This is a genomic window from Salinimicrobium terrae DSM 17865 (assembly GCF_000424665.1).
GTDB lineage: Bacteria > Bacteroidota > Bacteroidia > Flavobacteriales > Flavobacteriaceae > Salinimicrobium > Salinimicrobium terrae.
The window spans coordinates 513644-536339 of sequence record NZ_AUKI01000011.1; the positions used below are offsets into that span (position 1 = coordinate 513644).

The following is a 22696-nucleotide window of genomic DNA, read 5'->3' on the forward strand; positions in this document are numbered from 1 at the left end:
ATTGCTGCAGGAATTGATCTCACAGGAATTAAGGTTCTAACTAATTTAAAATGATTTATAAAATCTGCAAAATACATTCCCATGCCCCCCTCCTGGTCAAAAGAGTTTCTAAATTAGAATCAGACATCTTTAGTTTAGTTCAGATATATATTATTTCCGTATTTTCTTAACTTCTCCCGAGAAAAATTAGTTCCAGATGCTACTATTCTCTTCCGTACCGGTGCGGTAGTTTTCTATAATGTCAATAGCTTCCGCTGCTAAAGCAACAGGATATTTGCAGGTTTTATTCTGGCATACGTAAATAAGCGTTTTTCCTTCTATCAGTTTGCTTTTTAGGAGTGGTAGATTTTCCTCTTTGCCTCCCATAAAAATGGATGTTGGCAAATACTCTTTCTGAACATGAAAATTCTTCTGTTGAGCATCCTTGCCTACAATGGCAATTTCATATGCTCCAAAAGCTTTTGTGCCGATTAATTTTGTCCAATTGGCATAAAAAGAAGGATCTTCCATTACCTGGTCATACATTTGGCCAAGCATTTCTTCACTCATGATTAAATATCTTTCATTTTCCAAAAGCGTACCGAGGACATAAAGATTTTGTGCCATGACTGAGTTGGAAGAAGGAATTACGTTATCATCCAGTTCCATTTTTCTTGCGACAAGGTTATTGTGATCATCGGAAGTATAATAAAACATACTACTTCCCTCCTCTTTGAAATGACTAATTGCGTAGTCAATAATATTCTGTGCTTTCTGCAACCATTCAATATCGAACGTAACCTGGTAAAGATTAATGTAAGCCTGACTCAACAAGGCGTAATCATCCAGAAAAGCATTTATCCCGCTTTCTCCATCTTTATAACTTCTCCACAAGCTATAATCTGACTTTAGCATTTTTTCACTTAAAAATTCGGCACCTTTTACTGCATTTTCCAGATATTCGGGATTACCGAGAGCTAAATAAGCATTAAGATAAGCATCGACCATGAGTGCATTCCAGGATGTCAGGGATTTGTCATCAACAGTTGGTTTATTTCTATTTTGCCTTGCTTTTAGCAGCTTTTCCTTAGCATTATCCAGAGATGTTTTAAACTTGTTGTAATCCAAAACTTCTTCCCGGGCAAACTCTTCCGGGGAAAACCTGTGATAAAGAATATTTTTTCCTCTTTCCCAATTCCCATAAGGTTCGATGTTGTAGTAGTTCGTGACCAACTCAACTTCAGAAGGATTTAATATCCCGCGAAGTTCTTCGGTAGACCACACGTAATATTTGCCTTCTTCCCCGTCGGTATCTGCATTCAATGAAGAATAAAAACCACCTTCATCATTGGCCAATCTCCGCTCCACAAACTTAATACTCTCCTCTATAACCGTTTTATATTCTTCTGAAGGAATAACTTTATAAGCTTTGGAGTATAGACTAATCAATTGTGCATTATCATAAAGCATTTTTTCAAAATGCGGAATTAGCCATTCAGGATCTATGGTATATCTGGAAAACCCACCACCAAGTTGATCGTAAATTCCTCCCCGGGCCATGTTATCCAAGGTAGTTTTCACTATTTCCAGCACTTCCTCATCTTCAGTAAGGTAGTAATGCTGTAAAAGAGCATCCCAACTCACGGGCAACGGAAACTTCTGCTCCTCCAGGTAACCACCTTTTTCTCTGTCAAACCTGGGCTCCCAGCTTTCCATTACAGTTAGATATTCAGCTTCGGAAATTTCATTCTTCTGCACCCCAAGGCCACTCAGGCTATTTGTGCTTTTAATACCTTCGGTTAAAGCATTTGCAGTTTCAATTAGAGGCTCCCTGTTCTCTTTATAAGCCCTGGCAATTTGAGTTAAAATATTCTTCCATTCTTCAGGTGGAAAATAAGTTCCTGCGAAAAAAGGTTTTCCGTTGGGAAGTGTTACTGCATTTAATGGCCAGCCACCGCTACCATTCAATAGCTGTGCGGCATTCATATAAATCTTATCAATGTCCGGCCGCTCCTCACGGTCAATTTTAATAGATATAAAATCCCGGTTCATAATCGCAGCCACGCTGGTATCCATAAAACTCTCCCTTTCCATGACATGGCACCAGTGACAGGAAGCATAACCAACACTAATAACTATAGGCTTGTCCTCTTCTTTGGCTTTCTCAAGAGCTTCAGGTCCCCATTCATACCAGTCAACGGGATTGTCTGCGTGCCCCCTTAAGTAAGGACTACTGGCATCGGCAAGACGACTTCTTTTGACATTCTCTTCTTTTGGGTCATCTTTACATGCTGTTATGCTGCAAATCAAAATGATTAACAACGGAAGTTTCAAGTTTATTCTGATTGGCATAACAATTTCACATAAAATTTTTATGGGATAAATATAAGAGGTTTTAAACAAATTAATTATATTCAACGGAACCGATTGCGTCCTTTGAACCGATACTTCGATTTGAGAACCATTATAAACAAGTCCCCTATGGAAAACTACTATTTTATTTCAAAAAAAAAGCAGACTTATTATCCGCTAAAACGGCCGAGAGCTTTTCTTCTTCTTTTTATTTTTTTATTCTCCTTGCCTTCATTATTTGCCCAGAAAACCGATCTGGAATTAAATGAGGAAGAGTATTTTGAAGCACCGGGGGTGAATATCCTTGCCTTTAGCAACTGGTACAATGGTCTTTTTAGTGATTCAAAAATAAGCGGCATTGAAATTATACATTTTGGGGAGCGCACGGCTACCAATGGCGATGTAAGACTACATGCCACTCCTGAACAATGGGATGCCATCCCTACTTTTTCTGAAAGAATAGTTGATCAGGCAAACGGGCGAATCGAGACCTACCAGGAATACCCCGACTACGATTTTGAATATATGATTCGTGCCGAAGCTAAAGGTAATGGTGTTATTCTAAGTGTGCACCTGGAGGAGCCCGTCCCCCAAGCCCTTGTTGGAAGAGCCGGTTTAAATCTGGAATTTATTCCTTCCGCTTATTGGGAAAAAACCTATTACATGGATGGAAAGGCAGATATTTTTCCGCTATATCCAAGTAGTGATATGAAAAAAGATCATACCGGCTACACTTCACCAAAACCCATGGCTACAGGTCAAAAACTTGTATTGGCACCGGAAGATCCCGAGCGTAGGGTAACCATAACTTCAGAAAGTGCCGAATTAATGCTGCACGACGGAAGGGACAAGGCACAAAATGGCTGGTTCGTGGTAAGAAGCCTGCTCCCGGAAGATAAAACAGGAAAAGTTTTGGAATGGTTTATAACTCCAAACTCCATTCCGGGATGGACCCGTAAACCTGTAATTGCACATTCCCAGGTTGGATATCATCCCGACCAGAAAAAAGTAGCCGTAATTGAATTGGATAAAAATGCTACGCCTGAAGAAACTGCCACTCTTCACAAAATTTCCGAAGAAGGCGAAAAAGTGAATGTGCAAACAGGTGAACTTTCCAGATGGGGGCAATATACCCGGTACAACTACTTACACTATGATTTTTCTGAAGTAAGAGAGCCGGGCACATATGTAATTAGTTACGGGGAAGAAACCACCGCGCCGTTTATAATAGGTGAAAACATTTATGAGGACGCATGGTATCCTACAAACGACATTTTTTTCCCCGTTCAAATGGACCACATGCTTGTTAATGAGGCTTACCGCGTGTGGCATGGTGCTTCCCATTTAGATGATGCTTTACAGGCACCGGTAAATCATGTACACTTTGATCTCTATGCCCAGGGACCAACAACAGATACTCAATATGAGCCCGGGGAACATATTCCCGGGTTAAATATTGGAGGCTGGTACGATGCCGGAGACTATGATATTAGAACCCAAACCCATTACTACGTAGTAAATAATTTAGTATATGCTTACGAAGATTTTAATCTTCAGCGCGATCAGACCCTGGTTGATTATGAAGCCAAATATGTGGATATTCATAATCCTGATGGAGAGCCGGATATGCTTCAGCAAATCCAGCATGGGACCCTGGCTTTAATTGCACAGCATAGAGCCGTAGGTCATGCTATTCCCGGGATCATTGTTCCTGATATCTCCCAGTACACTCATCTGGGTGACGGCCTAACGATGACAGATAATCTTATCTACGACAAAAGCATGGATTCCCTTGAATCTGACGGTTACAGAAGTGGTAAGTTCGATGACAGGTGGGCGTTCACGAGTAAATCTACCCCTTTAAACTATGGATCAATAGCCGCTCTTGCTGCGGCCAGCAGAGTGCTTAAAGGTTATAATGATGCACTGGCAGAAGAATCTCTTAATACTGCAAAAAGAGTTTGGGACGAAGAACATGCTAAGGAGCCCGATCTTTTCCATCATGGCAACACCACGGGAGGAAGATTAGAAGATGAAGAGCTAAAAGCAGCTGTAGAACTCTTACTTGCAACAAAAGACCAAAAATACGGCGATCGTATTGCTGAAATGTGGCCGGTTATTGATACTAATTTTGCTTCTCATGCCGGTCGCGCTACCAGGGTAATTCCTTTTATGGACAATTCTTTTGAGAAGAAGATGAGGGAAAGAACAAAAGCTTACCAGAGTGAGCTGGATGCACATTATGAGGAAAATCCATTTGGTGTACCAATTGGTCGTGGCGGCTGGGCAGGAAACGGACAGGTGATTTCTTTTGCAATGAATAATTACCTGCTTCACAAAGCTTTTCCAGATCTTATTGACAAGGAATATGTTTTTAAGGGATTAAACTATATTTATGGAACTCATCCTGATTCCTCTATCTCATTTGTTTCCGGAGTTGGAACCAGATCCAAAAAAGTTGCATACGGGATGAACCGCGCAGATTTTTCTTTTATTGCAGGTGGAGTAGTGCCCGGGGTATTGATCCTTAAGCCAGACTTTCCCGAGAACAGAGAAGATTGGCCATTCCTTTGGGGACAAAATGAATATGTTATAAGTGTAGGCTCAACTTACATTTACCTCGTAAATGCTGTAAATTCCCTTTTGAATGAATAGAGGACTTTAAAACGGGATATGAAAATTATAAGATTGATAGAGTTAAAACATAAAAATCCGGAGTTGGGTAACTCCGAATTTTTATTGCTTTAATAGTTTAATTCAAACTTTGATAATATTCCTGGAGTACAAAAAATGCTTTCTTTTTTTCGCCGGTTTCAGAAATTAATCCTTTTCTATTCCAGAAGTTCTGGTAAACCGGATGTTGCCTTCTCGGAGATTTAAAATCTACAAGTATCCACGGAGTCATACCTCTTAATCCGTCAATCTTAGTCAGCATTTTTAACTGCTCTTCATAAAGAAATTCCTGATGCTCCTCACTCCACATGGTATTTTTATCGCCGTGGAAACCTGCCAATGCTCCACCGCCAAATTCTGTAATCACTACAGGTTTATCAAACTGAATATCAAAATTATATTTCGACAATTCTTCTGGTTTTTCCCAGTACCAGCCTCCATACTCATTAAAACTGGCGAGATCCAGCTTTTCCCCTAAAGAATCATCAACTTTTATTGTGTAGCCCTCTCGCTCTACTTCCAGGGCAGCAGCAACAAGCCGTGTCATCCAAACTCCTTGCTTTTGATACCAGATTACCCATGAATGTATTCCTGGCTTCTGTGACCGGCGTTTCATTCCCAACTGACCAAATAATCACACTTGCCCTGTTTTTATCTCTTTCTATTGTCGTTATTAATTGACTCTCAGCATTCCGATATGTTGCTTCGTTTTCCCAGGAAATTGTCCAATACACAGGGATTTCTGCCCATACCATTAGTCCCATTTCGTCTGCCAGGCGTATCATTGTTTCGTTATGCGTGTAGTGGGCCAACCGAACAAAATTGCATCCCAAATCTTTTGCCCACTGCAACATCATCCTCATATCGCCTTCTGTTCTCAGTCTTCCTTCAATCAATGGATTTTCATCATGAATTGAAATTCCTTTGAGAAAAATGGATTTGTCGTTCAGTAAGATATTTTTGCCCACTGTTTCTATGGTTCTAAAGCCAATCTGATCACTAATACTTTCGTTTTCTAAAGAAATAGTTACGGTATAGAGCTTAGGATCCATGGGAGACCAATACCTCACATCATCTACAGGAACTTCAAATTCAACTTTTCCTGATGCATCGGTATCAAAAACTTTTCTTATTTCAAGTTCAGGAATTTCAACTTCAACAGAATTCTTTCCGGAATCACCATCTAATTGAATATGACCTTTAATTAGGTTAGGAATGTTATCTGCCAATTGAACCTTGTAATCGGATATGAAAGTTGCGGGTGTAATTACAAGGTTTACATCTCTTGTAATACCACCATAGTTCCACCAATCGGTATTCACTGTAGGAACTTCATCCTGCTTTCTGGTATTATCTACCATCACCACCAGGAAGTTTTCACCGTCCTGTAAATTATTTGTCACCTCAAATTGAAAAGGTGTAAAACCTCCTTTATGGATTCCTAGTTTCTCACCATTCAGGTAAACGTGAGCTTCATAATTCACGGCCCCAAAATGTATAAAATACCGGTTATCCTCATCCGGAAAAATCGTAAAATCTCTTTTATACCACAAAGTTCCTTCGTACAATTCGAGATTCTCCTCCTGAGAATTCCAGTCCCCTGGCACCTTCAACGTAGGTGAAAGGTCAAAATTGTACTCTATCCGACCCGGAGCATTCCCTTCGTTGAGATTTTCATAGAAACCTCCTTTACCAGAAGGGCTTTCATCGAAAGGTTCCTGCCTGTAGTCCAGGTAACCCATTCGATAGGGGTCTACGATATAATTCCAGCGACCATTAAGATTTAATTTTTCTCTGTTTTCCACATTCTGAATCAAGGTCTGAGCAGAAACGCTTATAGAGGAAATCGTGGTAAAAATAAGTGACACACAAATGAATAAATGTTTCATATAATCTAATATTTTAAAAGTATTAAAGAAACCTGTAAGATGAAAAAAGCCCCTTCAATTTAATGAAAGGGCTTCAATTTTACATATTAAATTTATTAGTATCCGGGATTCTGATCTTCCGGTCCTATAGCCTCATTTGACACGATTTCATCATTAGGAATAGGCCAGATTTCGTTTATTCCTTCCTGAAAACCATATTCCCCAAGATAATCGGCAGCAAGTCCCCATCTCACAAGGTCAGGGAAACGTACTTGTTCACCGGCTAATTCAACGAACCTTTCATGTACTATGGCATCAAATACCTCGTCCTGAACAAGATCTAAATCCAGTAATGGCAACTCTGCCCGTTCTCTAACCTGATTAATGTATCCTATAGCTTCCTCCTGCATACCAAGAGCATTGGCGGCTTCAGCCATCATCAACAGAACGTCAGCGTATCTTATTACTTTAAAATTAATTCCCGAAGCCATGTCCTCATTAACATCTTTGTAATAATTCTGATATTTTCTCCAGGCTGCATTTCTGTCAAGAGGAAGTTCTTCAATAACTCCACCTGCAAATGTGTCTCCAACAACATAGAAAGTTTCATCAAACCTGATATCACCTTCTTCATATTCATCCAGAAGATCATCTGACGGGTACGCATTAAACCAGTCATTAAATCCATATTCCTGGCCACGGAAGGTAACTTCATTCGCATCTTCACCTGCTGCATTGGAATTCCAAACTGCAGAGTTACCTAAATCATCATCAAACTGAATTTCAAAAATAGATTCCGGTCCAAATTCATCTTCTTCCCTGAAATTAGCAAAGTAATCTTCTTCGAGGGAATACTCCCCATAAATTTCATTAAACGCGTCGAGAGCTTCCTGATATTGTTCCTGATATAAGTACGCCTTTCCTAAGAGTGCATAAGCAGCACCTCTGTCAGCTCTACCGTCCTCAGTCGCTTCTTTAGGAAGTAATAACTGCGTTGCGTCAATAAGATCTGCTTCAATTTGATCGTAAACCTCTTCCTTGGGAGCACGAGGGAAGCCCTCTCCACTTTCAGGAATTGTGGTAATTAACGGTATATCACCAAAACGGGTCACTAATATAAAATAATAAAAAGCTCTTAAAAACTTGGCTTCCCCAATAAATTTATCTTTTTTCTCTTCAGTCAAAAGAGAAGATGGAATAGCATCAATTCTTTCCTCATTATTAATGACAAAATTTGCTTTATTAATTCCTCTGTAAGCGGAATCCCAGTACCAGCTAATTGGAGCATGACTTGCATCAAAAGACCATTCAAGATAAACTCTCTTGTCTGCTTCTAGCTGAGGATTCCCCAAAGCTTCACGGGACATAAGATCCATCGCAAAGAAATAAGTTCTGGTGTACAAACCAATTGTCTGCAAGTTAGCATATACAGCATTTACTGCAGACTGGACCTGGGCTTCAGTCCTAAAATATGTTTCAGGTGAAAGACCGCTCGGATTCGTTAGTTCAAAATCTTCTTCATTACATCCATTCACAATGAATATTGCAAGAAAGACCGTTAAAATTATTTTTATTTTTTTCATAATTATTTTTTTTTAAAATCCTAGTTGAACACCAAATGTTATAGAAGTAGGTTGAGGATATAACCCTCTGTCTATACCTATAGCTCCGGTTCCCTGGAATAAAACATTATCAACACCTATTTCGGGGTCCAGACCAGAATAATCTGTTAAAGTAATTAAATTCTGTCCACTTAAATATATTCTTAAGTCAGCTATCGAGTCACCGAAAATATCATCATCAAAAGTATACCCAATATTTAAATTTTTAAGTCTGGTATAAGATCCATCCTCTACAAAGCGGTCTGATGCACCAAGATTTTGCGGAGCTCCCAAAGCACGTGGTATTGTATTCGATGTACCTTCTCCGGTCCATCTGTCCAGAACAGCCACGCCACTGTTAAATAATCTCGGCATCCCCTCAAGGTCATATAAATTTGTATTATAAATATCCTGTCCATAGGCTCCCTGAATAAATATAGAGGCATCAAAATTTCCATATTGAGCATTTAAACTGAGTCCCATGGTAAATGTTGGATAGGGATTTCCTATTACCGTTTTATCTGCGGCATTAATAGTACCATCGCCGTTAATATCTACAAAACGGATATCTCCCGGTTCCACAGCTGTTTGATCTGGGTTCGCTGTAAACACAGCATCCACTTCTGCTTGATTCTGGTAAATCCCATCTGTTCTTAAACCATAGAAATGGAATAAAGCTTCTCCCGGAGCAATTCTTGTAAGGTATTCGTTTTCAAAAAATCCTCCCGGAACCTCCGTCAGGCTTCCTATAGAAAGCACTTCATTATCACTGGTTCCCAGGTTTAAGTTAGCAGACCAGGTAAAATCTCCATTATAATCATTATAACCTAAATCAGCCTCGAATCCATTGGTTTTTACAGACCCAACATTGGACGCTAATGTAGAGACATTATACCCCAAACTTAAAGGCAATGGTAATTCATAAAGAAGATCATCACTACGGTTACTATAATATTCCAGGGAAGCTGTAAAGGTGTTATCAAATACACCTATATCCACCCCAATATTTTTCATAGTAACTTCTTCCCATTTAAGGTTTGGATTAGGTAGACCTTCAGCGGTAGTACCTTCAAGGGCTGCACCTCCAATTGGATAGAGGAAACTTGTTACCAATGTTGATGCATAACGATAATTTCCAATCAAATCGTTACCGGTTGTACCCCAACTTCCTCTAATTTTCAGGTTATTAATATCTGAATCTTCCATAAAACTTTCTTTTGCTACATTCCATCCTGCAGCAACAGACCAGAAGTTCCCCCAACGATTATTGCCACCAAAGCGGGAAGAAGCATCTCTACGGAAAGAACCGGCTAAAAGATATTTTTGATCATAATTATAATTTATCCGGCCTAAAAACCCTACTCTTCTATATTCTGAAGATGCTGAAGTCAATCCTGCCTGATTTAAAGACAATTCTTCCACATCATCAGTAATAGGATTCTGGCTACTCGCATTTAAACTTTCACTATCAATTCTTTGATCTTCAGCTAAAGCCAGAATCTCAAAATTGTGTACATCTGCAACATCAAACTTATAGGTTAAACTATTAGTAAGGGTGAGGGATTGATTTGTCCCGCTGTTCTTAGTAATTTGAGCAAAACCTATTGCCCCGGTTGCTCCCGCGCTGTCATCATTAAAAGAAGGAATAAAAATTTCATCATTGTACTTGTAATAATCTAAACCTGCCTGGCTTTTAAAAACAAGTCCATCAACTATTTCATATTCCGCAAAAAGACTACCTAAAATAGTAAGTCCTCTATTTAAAGCACTACCTAATGTTTGCACCCGAACCGGGTTTGCAGCATCCTGACCATCAATTACCGTATTTGGACCTTGAAAACCTCCTCTGTTTTCGGGATTATAGACAGGTAAATAAGGTGCCGATTTAATTGCGTGTTCTAAAACTGATCTACCACCATCGGATCGTTCAGGATTCTGCGCAGTAAGAGCCTCATTTAATGTTTGTCCAAAGCGAAGTCTTCCAAAATTAAAATTACTATTAGATCTAAAGTTAAATCTTTCATATTCTGTTTCAATTAAGGCACCCTCCTGATTAAGGTAACCTCCTGAAAATCTATAGTTACTGCTTTCATTACCTCCGGAAAGACCCAGTGTAATGCTTTTTAGAACTCCAGTTCTAAAAATTTCATCCTGCCAGTCTGTTTCATTATCCAGGAAATCTGCATATTGAGGATCTGTAATACGGGGCGGGATAGGATCTGCTATCTCCCTTGCATACTGTATGTATTGCTCGGTATTTAGTAGGTCGTAACGGTTGGTAAGAAATTGCACCCCCGAATAAGCATCAAGGCTTAGCTGGGCTTCCTGAGAAGCTTTTCCGGATTTAGTGGTTACCAGTACGACACCATTCGCACCTCTTGAACCGTAAACAGCAGTAGTGGAAGCATCTTTCAAAACCTGTACGTTTTGAATGTCATTTGGGTTAAGACTACCTAATCCACCTGCTATAACACCATCTATTACATATAACGGGTCATTATTATTAGGCGTGGCCAGTCCTCTAATCCTCACTGCCGGTGAATTTCCCGGGGCACCAGAATTAATTACGGTAACTCCTGCAGCCCTACCCTGCAAGGCTTGCTCTGCAGTGGCTACCGGAAGACTGCTAATTGCTTCACTATCTATACTTGAAATGGCTCCGGTAACCTCAGCTCTGGACTGGGTACCATATCCTACGATCACAACATCGTCCAATGCTTCTGCATCGGCAACCATATTTACATCAACAACAGACCGACCATTTATTGCTACTTGCTGTGTCTCAAATCCAATGTAGCTAAAAATTAACCTGGCATCAGGTCCCAGATCTTCATCGATTTCCAGGATATAATTTCCATCAAAACCTGTTACAGTTCCTATGGTTGTTCCTTCCAGCACCACGTTCACTCCGGGAAGTGGACCAGTTGCGTCAGTAACTGTTCCTGTTATTACTTCCTGTGCCGAAATTAATCCAGAGCATAGGAAGAATAAAAAGTACAAACTACTTTTTAAGTGATTTTTTCTCATATTAATTGGTTGTAAGTTAGTTAGAGATAAATGTATAAAAAACATTTCCAATACGCAATCGGTTTCGATAAAAAATTAACAAACCTATAAGGAAAACGCTGTGTAGCCCCTCAAATATTACAAGAACCGTCTATTGAATTTCTGAGAAATCATCCTCGTTTACCTCCACAAATTGTAATAAGTCACTGTTTTTAATTGCAACAATTATATCTTTTTGCCCGAAATTTAATCTTAACATATCTTTGACATCGCCTGGAACAAAAAAGCCACTCTCTGACGCATTGACTCCTTCAAAATTACCAGCTCCATCACCTTTTAAAAACATACCATAGCCGGCATCATTCCTTGTTGTCTCTACTTCTGACCAAAAAAGGTTCCCGGCAATCAAAGCATCAAGATTTCCATCCTTATCATAATCATCAATAAGAATCTGGTTTATTGATGAAATCTGGGCACCGGAAGGAAGTTCATGCTGCACGAATTTTCCGTCTCTGTTCTCAAGATAAACGCTTGCAAAGGATTTAACCTGGTAATGAAGGGAATTCTCCAGTTCTTCTTTAGTATAAACATCCTCAAGAGTTGCAGTCGAAAAAGATTGATAATCTGGAAATTTATTCTTTATTCCCGGAATCTGCTGAGAAGAACACTCTCGTCCCCTTAGAGGAAATTTTTCCCCATCATTATAATAACTCAGAACGATATCCTGCTTATTATTTTCATCAAAATCATTAAAATAAATGTCAAATGTCTCATCTTCATTGGCCGAATATTTATAATTGCGGCCAAGATTGCCAACAATAAAATCCTGATCACCATCCTGGTCAAAATCCCCTGATTTGATGCTCCACCACCATCCGGTAGTATCTGTTAATCCAAGCTCTTCTGAAACTTCTGTAAAGCCTTTTTCAGAATTTTTAAAAACCCGTATAGGCATCCATTCTCCTACTACAACTATGTCTTCCCATCCGTCCTGATCAAAATCTAAAATTTCCGCACTGGTAGCCATACCTAACGACTGAAACTCCGGAGCTATATTTTTAGTAATATCCTTATATTTAGCTTTTCCATTCTCCCCCACGTTTTTAAGAATGTAAGATTTTGCAGGCAAAGGATAATTTCCGGGAACCAGCCGTCCCAGTACTAACAAATCTTCTTTACCATCTTTATCGAAATCAGCTTGATAAACCCTGGATCCACTGGTGCGCATTTCTGGTAGCGCTGATTCATCTCTCTCGAAATTACCCTGACCATCATTAATGTACAACCTGTCCTGTAAATATTCTGAGTTTGGTTCGAATTCGTTTCCACCACTTACCACATAAATATCATTATGTCCATCATCATTGGCATCAAATATTAATGCGCCTAAGTCTTCATATATTTTATCCTGCTGAAATGCTGGACTACTCTTTTTTTCAAAACCGGATGCAGTTTGAAAATACAGACCTGCTTCATAAGTCGAAGCAGCCCCAACAAATAAATCCTCCCTGCCATCTCCATTAAGATCCCCTACTGCGGCACCCGGTCCAAAAGTAGAGGTACGGTGAGGCAAAAGAACCTCTTTCACAAAATCATTGTACTCATTTTCAACATGTTGATACTGTGGGAATGAAATAGTATCCTTTACTGTTGCAAAAAGAAGATCATTTTTGATGAGTTCCTCTTCTGGCATTTCCGTTGCATTTAAATAATTGAAAGTGAGTCGCTGATTAGCTTCCACATCTTTCACGATCTCGGCCTTTCCATTGGGCCAGACTATTCTTATTTCATCAACAACTTCAGCTTGTGCTAAACCGAAATGTAATTGAGGAGCTACAGAAGACTGGAAACCTCTTGTAAGAGTAAGCTCCTGCATTTGTTCCATTCCGTTTGCTTTTACATAAGCCCGTGTGCCCAGTCCAAAAGCGTTTTTTTCATTGCCTTCAAATTGTATCTGGACGAAATTATTGTGTTCAGAACTTGTATTTGCGAAGAAAGAAGCTTTATCATCAATGTTATTAATGACAATTTCCAAATCCCCATCGTTATCTAAATCTGCATACACAACACCATTGGACCAACCTTCAAATTCAATACCCCATTTTTCATTTGCAATTTCAAAAGATAGATCTCCTTTGTTCTCAAACATGAAGTTATCTACTTTTTCCGACGGAATATTTAAACTTTTTTCCAGTTGATTTTCCGTGGCCATCCTGGTATCCTTAAGGCTATTAAAGTAGTCATTATTATTAATCTCTCTTCTTGTTCCATTCGTCACAAATAAATCCTTGTGCCCATCATTATTAAAATCTGCAAACAAAGGTCCCCAACTCCAGTCTGTAGAAGCAGATCCTGTTATTCGCGCCAGATCGGCAAAAAACGGATTCTCATCTTCAAAAACTCCCGTATTAGTTTGAAGAGTATTTTGCATATATTGATAATGGAAACCGGCATCAACAGTGCTCCAAAACAGGTCTGGGTTCATACTCGCCATATTGGCTTTCTGTCTTCTGTTCTTCCTGGCCGACATATCTACCTGATATATATCCAGATTCCCATCATTATTATAATCCGCAATGTCCACACCCATGCCAAAAAATGCAGTATGTGAAGTTGATTCTTTGACAACCTCTCTAAAGGTTCCGTCTCCGTTGTTCATATATAAAAAATCGGGAGAACTAAAGTCGTTAGAAATGTATATGTCGGGCCAGCTGTCGTTATTTAAATCGGCAACAGTCGCAGACAATGACAATCCGAAGCTTCGTACTCCCGCCTCATCTGTAACATCTGTAAATTTACCACCGTCGTTTCTCAATAAATGATCAGATTCGAGATCGCTGACATTCTTCATTTTATACTCGTAAATAAAATTAGGAGAATCGAATCTAGTTGGGGGATAGTTGGCAATGTAAGCATCAAGATCGCCGTCCTTATCATAGTCAAAAAAGGTAGTCTGCACACTGTTTCCGGGATCATCCAGGCCATATTCCTGCGCTTTTTCCTCAAAAGTCCCATCGCCATTATTGATGAAAAGCTGATTATTCTTAGGTTCATATTTCCCGCCTACAGAGAGATAAATATCGAGGTAACCATCCCCATTCACATCGGCCATTGTAACTCCGGTATACCATCTGTCGTCTCCGGCAACCCCTGCAGCTTCAGAGATATCTTCAAATTCAAGGTTCCCTTTATTAAGATAAAGCTTATTGGGTACCTGGTTACCAGTAAAATAAAGATCCTCCAGGCCATCATTATTTATATCTCCGGCCGCAACACCTCCACCCATATATATATAGGAATAATTAAAGTAATTCAAAGAATCACTTTCGGTTAAATTATTACTGAAATCGATTGCGGAACTTTCCGAAGAAATATTTCGAAAAATTTCAGGTTCTGAAGATTTAGATGCCACTACATCTTTCTCTTTATTACAACTACTTAGTACAATTAAAGTCGCTACTACTACTGTCTTTAAAAAAAATCTCATATTACTACAATTTAAGAGTAATGTTATTAACATAAAATTAGGATGCAATGTATGGAATTCCTAATTTCCTGAAACAAAATTTAAAAAAAAATTGAACCACGTGTTGATGAGTTACCTGATTCAGTGAGTTTTAATAACCTGTTAGCCGAAATAAAAGCAGGAAATCTTTTACCTGTTCTCCCCAGCCCTTTGCACTTATGGCAAATAGAGTGACATCTTAAAAATTAGCCGAAAATAAGCATTAGTTCCCTAGAAAAGTATTACTAGTACAAAACCTCTTCATGGTCTTACAATAAATGAAACAGTTCCTATTTCTCTTATATCTTTGTCAAACCACAAACATAAAGAATATACTCTCTAATTTTTTACTTGAAAATCAAGAAGATGAATAATATTATAAAGTGCATAAATGGCAATATTTTTATTCTATTTCTGCTATTTGTTTCATGTGACAATCAGAAAACCATGCCCGAAATAATAAATAGAACAGCTGAAGAACAATTTTATATTCCTGAAAATATTTATGCATCTCCTTTAAGAATTGCTTATTTCGATAGTCTTTCCAGAATAGCCCCTCAAAATCAAAAAGAACGTTATAACCTCAAAAAAGCTGACGCACTACTTTATGCAGGTAGAACCAAAGATGCCATTGAGATTCTGGAAAGGTTATGGAAGGAAAGTAATATGGGTACGTTACGATATCAACTGGAAGCCTTTGAAGAAGAAAAGATTGGCCCAAAACTGGCTCTTGCCTACATGCGCCTGGGGGAACAACAAAATTGCATACATCATCATAAGGCTTCGGCGTCCTGTATTATTCCAATTGATCCTGAAGGTTATCATCAGGTTCCGGAAGGATCCAGAAAAGCTATTCAACTTTTTGAGGAGTTTTTACGGCAGAATTCACATGATTACAATAGTCTCTGGATTTTAAATATTGCCTATATGACATTGGGAGAATATCCTGAAGGGGTACCTGAAAAATGGTTAATTCCTGAAAGTGTTTTTGAATCGGAATATCCTTTAAAAAAGTTCGAAGATAAAGCTCCTCAACTTGGTCTGAATGTTAATGATTTATCGGGAGGAAGTATAGTAGATGATTTTAATAATGATAATCTTTTAGACGTGCTTGTTTCAAGTTGGTTTCCATCTGGTAAACTTAATTACTTTATCAATGATGGAAAAGGTGGTTTTATAGAAAAGACCGCATCTGCAGGTTTAGAAGAAGTTAAGGGAGGTTTGAACATGGTGCCGGCCGACTATAATAATGACGGTTTTCTGGATGTTTTTATTTTAAGAGGTGCCTGGATGGGAACTTTAGGCAAACACCCAAATTCCCTATTAAGAAATAATGGAGATAATACCTTTACCGATGTTACGATAGAGGCAGGCCTACTTTCTTTTCATCCTACTCAAACGGCAACCTGGGCCGATTTTGACAATGATGGATGGATTGATATGTTTATTGGAAATGAGTCGGACAAAGATGATTTTCATCCTTCTGAATTTTATAGAAATAATGGAGATGGAACTTTTTCAAATTTAACTACCAGTGCAGGTCTTACTGTGAGTAGTGAAGAGGAACCTTACTATGTAAAAGGAGTGACCAGTGGAGATTTTAATAATGACGGATGGATGGATATTTATGTTTCCACGCTTCATTCTTCAAGCAAAAATTTGTTATACATAAACCAGGGAAAAGATAAAAACGGGAACATAAGTTTTAAGGAAGAAGGATCCCGCAGGGGATTAAAGGAAAAAATTTCGAGTTTTCCCACCTGGTCCTTTGACTACAACAATGATGGATGGGTGGATATTTTTGTGGCCGGTTATAGAAGAAGCGATTTTCACACTATTGTTCCGGATATAGTGAAAGAATATTTAAAAGAACCAAATAAGGCGGAAACTATGCGCCTTTACAAAAATAATAAAGGCTTTTTTACTGATGTCTCTTCTGAAGTAGGATTGAACAAAGTTGGTTATGCCATGGGCGCCAATTATGGGGATCTAGACAATGATGGTTATCCCGACATCTACCTAAGCACAGGAGAAGTAAATTTTGAATCTATTATTCCAAACAGGGTTTTTCGCAATAATTCCGGAAAAGACTTCCAGGATGTGACCACTGCCGGAGGTTTAGGGCATATTCAGAAAGGTCACGGCGTCTCATTTTCAGATATTGATAATGATGGGGACCAGGATATCCACGTGGTCATGGGAGGAGCCTATGTAGGGGATAATTTTTTTAATTCAGTCTATATAAATCCATATCAGGATGATAACAATTGGATTACGTTAAAGCTGGAAGGAACAAAGGCAAACAGAGGAGCCATTGGCAGTAAGATCGAAGTCATAATTATGGAAGAAGGGATAAAACGCTCCATCTTTCAAACGATAAGTTCAGGAGGTAGCTTTGGCGCTTCTACTTTAAGAGCACAAATAGGTTTAGGCAAAGCATCGGCAATCCAGGAGGTTAAGGTGCACTGGGCCGGCAGCAATAACAAACAAATATTTAGAAACCTGGATTTAAATACCTTCTACAAAATTAAAGAAGGTAAAGCTAAAGCAGAAGAATTAGATCTACAGCCCATCTCGATGTAATTTAGAAAAAGCAGAAAAAAGATACCCGTCAAAAATGGCATTTTTGACGGGTATCTTTTGTTTTGTACATGAAACTTTATTTACAACACCTCCCGGCGGTCCTGCTCCTTCAGGTTTTATTTCTCTTTCTGGTTTTAGGAGGGGTTAGCAGATAAAAGTCGTGCGTCATTATTCTTCCCCAAGCATAAATGAAGTTTTCAATGTCTCCACGGAGTTTCCTCCCACAAAAACTTCAAATTCTCCAGGTTCTACCACGTATTCCCCATCATTGGTATAAAAGCCAAGTTCATCTTCAGTCAGCGTAAAGTTTATTGTCCTTTTTTCTCCCTTTTTAAGGTTCACCAGTTCAAAACCTTTAAGTTCTCTTACAGGCCTCACTGTGCTCCCATAAAGATCTCTGATATAAAGCTGTACTACTTCCTTCCCGTCATAGTTCCCGGTGTTGGTAAGATCCACTGAAACCTGAACATCCTCTCCCATTTCATACTGATCCTTGTTTAATTTTAGATTATCGTAGTTGAAAGTGGTATAACTTAATCCATATCCAAAAGGATAGAGCGGAGTATTTTCCACATCCATGTAATGAGACCACCACACTCTTTCCTCTCCCGGTGCAGGATCTTCAGGACGACCTGTATTTTGGTGATTGTAGTAAATTGGAGTCTGCCCTATATTTCGTGGGAAAGTCATAGGTAATTTTCCGCTTGGATTATAGTCCCCATAAAGAACCTGCGCGACTGCATTTCCGGTTTCTGTACCCAATTGCCATGCTTCGACAATAGCCGGAATATTTTCTGCAGCCCAGTCAATGGCAAGAGGTCTTCCATTATTTAAAACAAGCACTACATTCTTGTTGGCTTCATATACTTTTTCAAGAAGTTCCTGCTGTACGCCCGGAAGGTCAAGATTCGTACGGCTTCTTCCTTCCCCGCTCTGGAATCCATGCTCCCCAAGAACCATTACCACCACGTCTGCATTTTTAGCTGCCTCGACAGCTGCAGGGAATCCACTTTTATCGGTAGTATTGAAATTAACCTCCGTTAAAAAAGACTCCTCTCCCACTACCAATTGAGCTCCCTGTTCAAAAGTAAGTTCATTACCTTCATATTTCTGCATTCCTTCAAGAACAGAAACCGCGGTATTATCGTCTGATGCTATTCTCCAGCTTCCAAGCGGACTGTTCTTATCATCTGCCAAATCTCCAATAAGGGCAATTTTTTGTCCGTTTTTCTTCAGCGGAAGGAGGTTTCTTTCGTTTTTAAGAAGTACAATTGACTTCTTAGCCATATCCAGTACAGCTTCATGGTGAGCGGGATTACCAACAACTTCAGCCTCTCTTTCTTTATCTAAATATTTGTAAGGATCATCCATAAGACCCAGTTCATATTTCACCCGAAGAATTCTTCTCACCGCATCGTCAACAAGCGCTTCATCCAGTTTTCCTTCTTCTACCAGTGCCATGATCTCATTTACATAGGAATAAGATTCCATATCCATATCTACTCCTGCCCTAATGGCTTGTTTAGTAGCCATTTTCTCATCTCTTACAAAACCATGAGTAACCATTTCCTCAATAGAAGCATAATCTGAGATTACAAAGCCATCAAAGCCCCACTTTCCTTTCAGGATGTCTCTTAAAATAAATTCATTTCCGGTCACAGGAATCTCATCAAGGGTATTAAAACCTGTCATAAACGTCCTGACTCCTGCTTCTTCCGCAGCCCTGAATGGTGGTAATATAATATTATATAAAGTTGAGTTTCCTATGTCTGCTTTGTTGTACTCGCGACCCGCTTCAGCAAAACCATAACCTGCGAAATGTTTTGCGGTAGCAGCAACCGTAAGAGGATCTGAAAGATCTTCTCCCTGGAAACCTTTTACTCTTGCAGCTGCGATCTTACTCCCCAGGTAAGGATCTTCTCCTCCGCCTTCCATCACGCGGCCCCATCTGGCATCTCGTGAAACGTCAACCATTGGTGCAAAAGTCCAGTTGATTCCTGAAGCAGCAGCTTCCGCAGCCCCAACTTCAGCCGATCTTTTTATTGCATCCATATCCCAACTTGCAGCTTCAGCCAAAGGAATTGGGCTAAGGGTTTTGTAGCCGTGAATCACATCAAATCCAATGATAAGCGGAATTCCAAGTCGGCTTTCTTCCACTACCAATTCCTGCACGGCTCTAACCTGATCCACTCCCCGTACAGTCAACATGGAACCAACCCGACCATTTCTCAGGTGCTCGTACTTTAAAGCAGCATCCCCGTCTTTTGGCGCAGGGCCGGTCACTTCCCAAAAGCCATTATATTGGTTCATTTGCCCGGCTTTTTCTTCCAGTGTCATGATACTCAACAAGGAATCTATTTTTTTGGCATACGGGTCGTTATGCAGAGCAACAGCCTTAGGTTCGTTTTGTGGCATAATATCATCTGTTTTATTTTGCTGGGCACTGCAAGCCGTAATTGAAAGCGAAGTACAGAATAGCAGTAAATAAGAAAATTTAATTTTCATTGTAAAAAAATTAGGAGTTTATATCAAATCCTGACCTCAGTCTAATTTTTAACAGCTTCAGGATTAACTATTTGGTTATACTGTTTAATTAGTTGGAGGGTAGATTCATCCTGTGCAAACACGGTATTTAAGCCCTGTGGCTCTTGTGGTGGGTCTCCACTAAAGTCATCTCCCACTTCCCACTTTCCACGTTTTTGATCAGTTTCAGCGAATCCGCCAAATCCCCAAAAATTTGCTCCTGCTAAAACTCCTCTTCTCTCATAACTTTCCTTTAGTTTAATAAAGAGAGCTTCATAAAATTCATTCCTGTTTTCAACAGATGCACTCAAAGATAAACTTTCTTTTTTTCTGGGAAAACCAAATTCTGAAAGCACAATAGGTTTGTTCAATTTCTGTGCGACCTCAACATGCTCAGTAATATAAGCGTAAGCATTTTCAATTGAAACTTGCAGACTTTCTTTTTCATTCTCAATGTCATACCAACCCCAGTTCTTTGGCCACATATGAGCAGTTAAATAATCTATTTTTGGATTGGAGTGCAAGCTTTCAAATTCATTAAGGTCCTGCAGATAGCTGGCTTTTCCTTCGGCCCCGGTGGAAACAAGGGTATTGGGATCTAAAGCATCAAGAAGATCAACTACCTCTGCAAGCCAGTCCCTGAACGGCTCCCTGTCCTCCTCGGTGAAGATTCGTGGTTCATTGGCCACCTGCCAGGACATAATGGTAGTATCATCTGTATATTTTAGGCCGGTGTATTGATTCGTTCTGCCAATAATAAATTTCACGTGATCCATAAAAGCTTCCCGACAGGGAGTACATGTGTGAAACTGTTGGGTGTATTGAAAATAATCATCCCATGAGTACTTCTCCAAAAATGGGTTTGCAACCTCACCATATCCATTCCATTCAAGATAGGCCGACATACCACCAGACCATATCCAATTGTTGTTGAGATATAAAACAGCATACATATCTCTTTTTGCCATTTCGGCCAGAAGAAAATCAAGCCCGGCCAGCAGGTCTTCGTTATACTCACCTTGTTGAGGCTGAAGTGCAGGCTTGACCTGAAAATCCTGGGTACCACCTTCTGCACCCACTAAAATTCTCAGGTTGTCTATTCCTTTACTCTTCATAAGGTCAAGCTCCTTAATGAGCCTCTCCCTGTCGCCAATATTTTGCGCTCCAATGAGGGGGCCATACCAGTAATTCGCACCTACAAAATAATAAGGTTCGTTGCCCTTGTAAAAGACCCCATCTTTCACAGTGATAAGCTCCGGTCTTTCATCTACAGTTTTCATGCTGCCACAAGAGCTAAGAAAAAATGCTGAAGTTAGAATTATAAAAAATGCTTTTTTCATGGTGAAAATTTGAAATTAATTAGGGATGTTATACATATTCGGCATTTCATGAAGTAGCAGCGGCTCCTCCTTCTGAATGAATTCCAGGAAATCTTCTTCACCATCCAGTCCCGGCACAGGAATGGTATAAATGTTTTCTGCATTCGACCAGAACATCACAAAACCAATCTGAATATAATTATCGGTAAGCACCTCGTAAAGATTTTCTGAATAAAAATTTGCCGGCAAAGGGTTGTTCGGAACAAAGAATCCGGTTTCGGTCATTGCCGCAATCTTCACTTTTTCTTTTGCCAGTTCTGAAACCATTCTAAGTTTCGCGTTTGCAGCCGCAAGTTTTGAAGCATCTCCGGGTAAAAAGTCGCCGTAGTTATCCATACCCAGAATATCTACATACTCATCTCCCGGATATCTCTGCAGGTAGGTAGCCGCCGTCGTATAAGAATTATCGGGAGCATAGGCATAGAGAATATTATTCACTTCAAGCTCATCCCTTAAATATTCTACGGTAAACCTCCAGAGGGTCTTGAATTCCTGCGCACTAACATAAGGAGCCCCCCACCAGAACCATCCTCCATCGAACTCATGAAAAGGTCTGAAAATTATAGGAATTAATTTTCCGTCACTCCCTTTTAGACTTTTAGTTACCTGGGCAACTTTCTGTAGTTTTTCTTTGTAATATTCATGATTGGCACCTCCCGGAAGTATGCTGGTAAATGCATTTTCCCGTTGAAATGCGGTCATGTCTTCTGCGTAGAAATGATCACCTGCATAAGGCTCTCTTAAGTGCCAGGTAAAATGATTAACCATTCCCTTGTTGTAAGCTTCAACAGCATCTGCAATTATCTGCTGTTCCTGTTGATAAAACCAATTGTTGGGTTCCCCGTTGTTATTGTCGTCTGTAATGAACATAAAGTCCGATCCCAGCATACCCGGATCGCTACCTGTGACCTTTTTTATGTCTGAATCTCCGCCATTATTGCCGAAAAATGCATTAAAGGCATCCTGCTGCCCTACAATAAAATTGGTTCTGGACAGGGTTTTTAGACGATAGAAAAGTGCAACGGTTTCTTCTGTAGCTGCAGCATCAACCATGTAAGTCCTGGTATCTTCGGGCTGGAGGATAAAATCCTCCTCTTCCGGTGGGTCTACTGGATCAACCGGGCTCACTGGATCTACAGGATCCGGATCAGGATTAATTGGGTCATTGTCTTCGCTACACCCGGCAAGAACCAATGACATGAACATAAAAAGAAATATTTTTTTCAT

General features: G+C 39.6%; 11 protein-coding genes. 2 read left to right on the forward strand and 9 right to left on the reverse strand.

The genetic code is table 11. From position 1 onward, the window contains the following. Positions 1-186 precede the first annotated feature (186 nt). The gene (locus tag H148_RS17235) at positions 187-2331 is read right to left on the reverse strand and encodes a thioredoxin domain-containing protein (protein ID WP_051286180.1); all 2145 of its coding nucleotides are present in this window, start codon (positions 2329-2331) and stop codon (positions 187-189) included. A 129-nt stretch (positions 2332-2460) separates the two neighbouring features. On the opposite strand from H148_RS17235, the gene H148_RS0104925 reads away from it, so the two are divergent. Beyond that, positions 2461-4986 carry a glycoside hydrolase family 9 protein gene (locus H148_RS0104925; protein WP_051286183.1) on the forward strand — a complete coding sequence of 842 codons (2526 nt, stop codon included), beginning with the start codon at positions 2461-2463 and terminating at the stop codon, positions 4984-4986. 97 nt (positions 4987-5083) lie between these two features. Here the strand turns inward: H148_RS0104925 and H148_RS18800 are convergent, their stop codons facing one another. The 5 genes from H148_RS18800 to H148_RS0104945 form a co-directional block, all read right to left on the reverse strand. Next, positions 5084-5551, reverse strand: coding sequence for a hypothetical protein (locus tag H148_RS18800; RefSeq protein ID WP_245583385.1), 468 nt, complete (start codon positions 5549-5551; stop codon positions 5084-5086). Further along, positions 5490-6893 carry a glycoside hydrolase family 2 protein gene (locus H148_RS17240; protein ID WP_245583386.1) on the reverse strand — a complete coding sequence of 468 codons (1404 nt, stop codon included), beginning with the start codon at positions 6891-6893 and terminating at the stop codon, positions 5490-5492. Before H148_RS17240 ends, H148_RS18800 begins: the two co-directional genes overlap by 62 nt. A gap of 95 nt (positions 6894-6988) precedes the next feature. Beyond that, positions 6989-8455: a RagB/SusD family nutrient uptake outer membrane protein gene (locus tag H148_RS0104935; protein WP_029033814.1), complete on the reverse strand. Its 1467-nt coding sequence runs from the start codon at positions 8453-8455 to the stop codon at positions 6989-6991. A gap of 12 nt (positions 8456-8467) precedes the next feature. Next, positions 8468-11500: a SusC/RagA family TonB-linked outer membrane protein gene (locus H148_RS0104940; protein ID WP_029033815.1), complete on the reverse strand. Its 3033-nt coding sequence runs from the start codon at positions 11498-11500 to the stop codon at positions 8468-8470. A gap of 130 nt (positions 11501-11630) precedes the next feature. Next, positions 11631-14966 (reverse strand): CRTAC1 family protein, encoded by a 3336-nt coding sequence (locus tag H148_RS0104945; protein WP_029033816.1) that lies wholly within the window; start codon positions 14964-14966, stop codon positions 11631-11633. A gap of 465 nt (positions 14967-15431) precedes the next feature. Between H148_RS0104945 and H148_RS17245 the strand changes: the two genes are divergently transcribed. Then, positions 15432-17567, forward strand: a complete 2136-nt coding sequence (locus tag H148_RS17245; RefSeq protein ID WP_051286185.1) for a CRTAC1 family protein — start codon at positions 15432-15434, stop codon at positions 17565-17567. 168 nt (positions 17568-17735) lie between these two features. Here the strand turns inward: H148_RS17245 and bglX are convergent, their stop codons facing one another. The 3 genes from bglX to H148_RS0104965 are packed head-to-tail and all read right to left on the reverse strand — an operon-like array spanning position 17736 to position 22696. Beyond that, complete coding sequence (gene bglX / locus H148_RS17250) at positions 17736-20072, reverse strand: beta-glucosidase BglX (protein WP_037324614.1); 2337 nt, start codon at positions 20070-20072, stop codon at positions 17736-17738. Between the two features lie 41 nt (positions 20073-20113). After that, positions 20114-21430: a glycoside hydrolase 5 family protein gene (locus H148_RS0104960; RefSeq protein ID WP_029033817.1), complete on the reverse strand. Its 1317-nt coding sequence runs from the start codon at positions 21428-21430 to the stop codon at positions 20114-20116. A gap of 15 nt (positions 21431-21445) precedes the next feature. Next, positions 21446-22696 carry a glycoside hydrolase family 26 protein gene (locus H148_RS0104965; RefSeq protein ID WP_029033818.1) on the reverse strand — a complete coding sequence of 417 codons (1251 nt, stop codon included), beginning with the start codon at positions 22694-22696 and terminating at the stop codon, positions 21446-21448.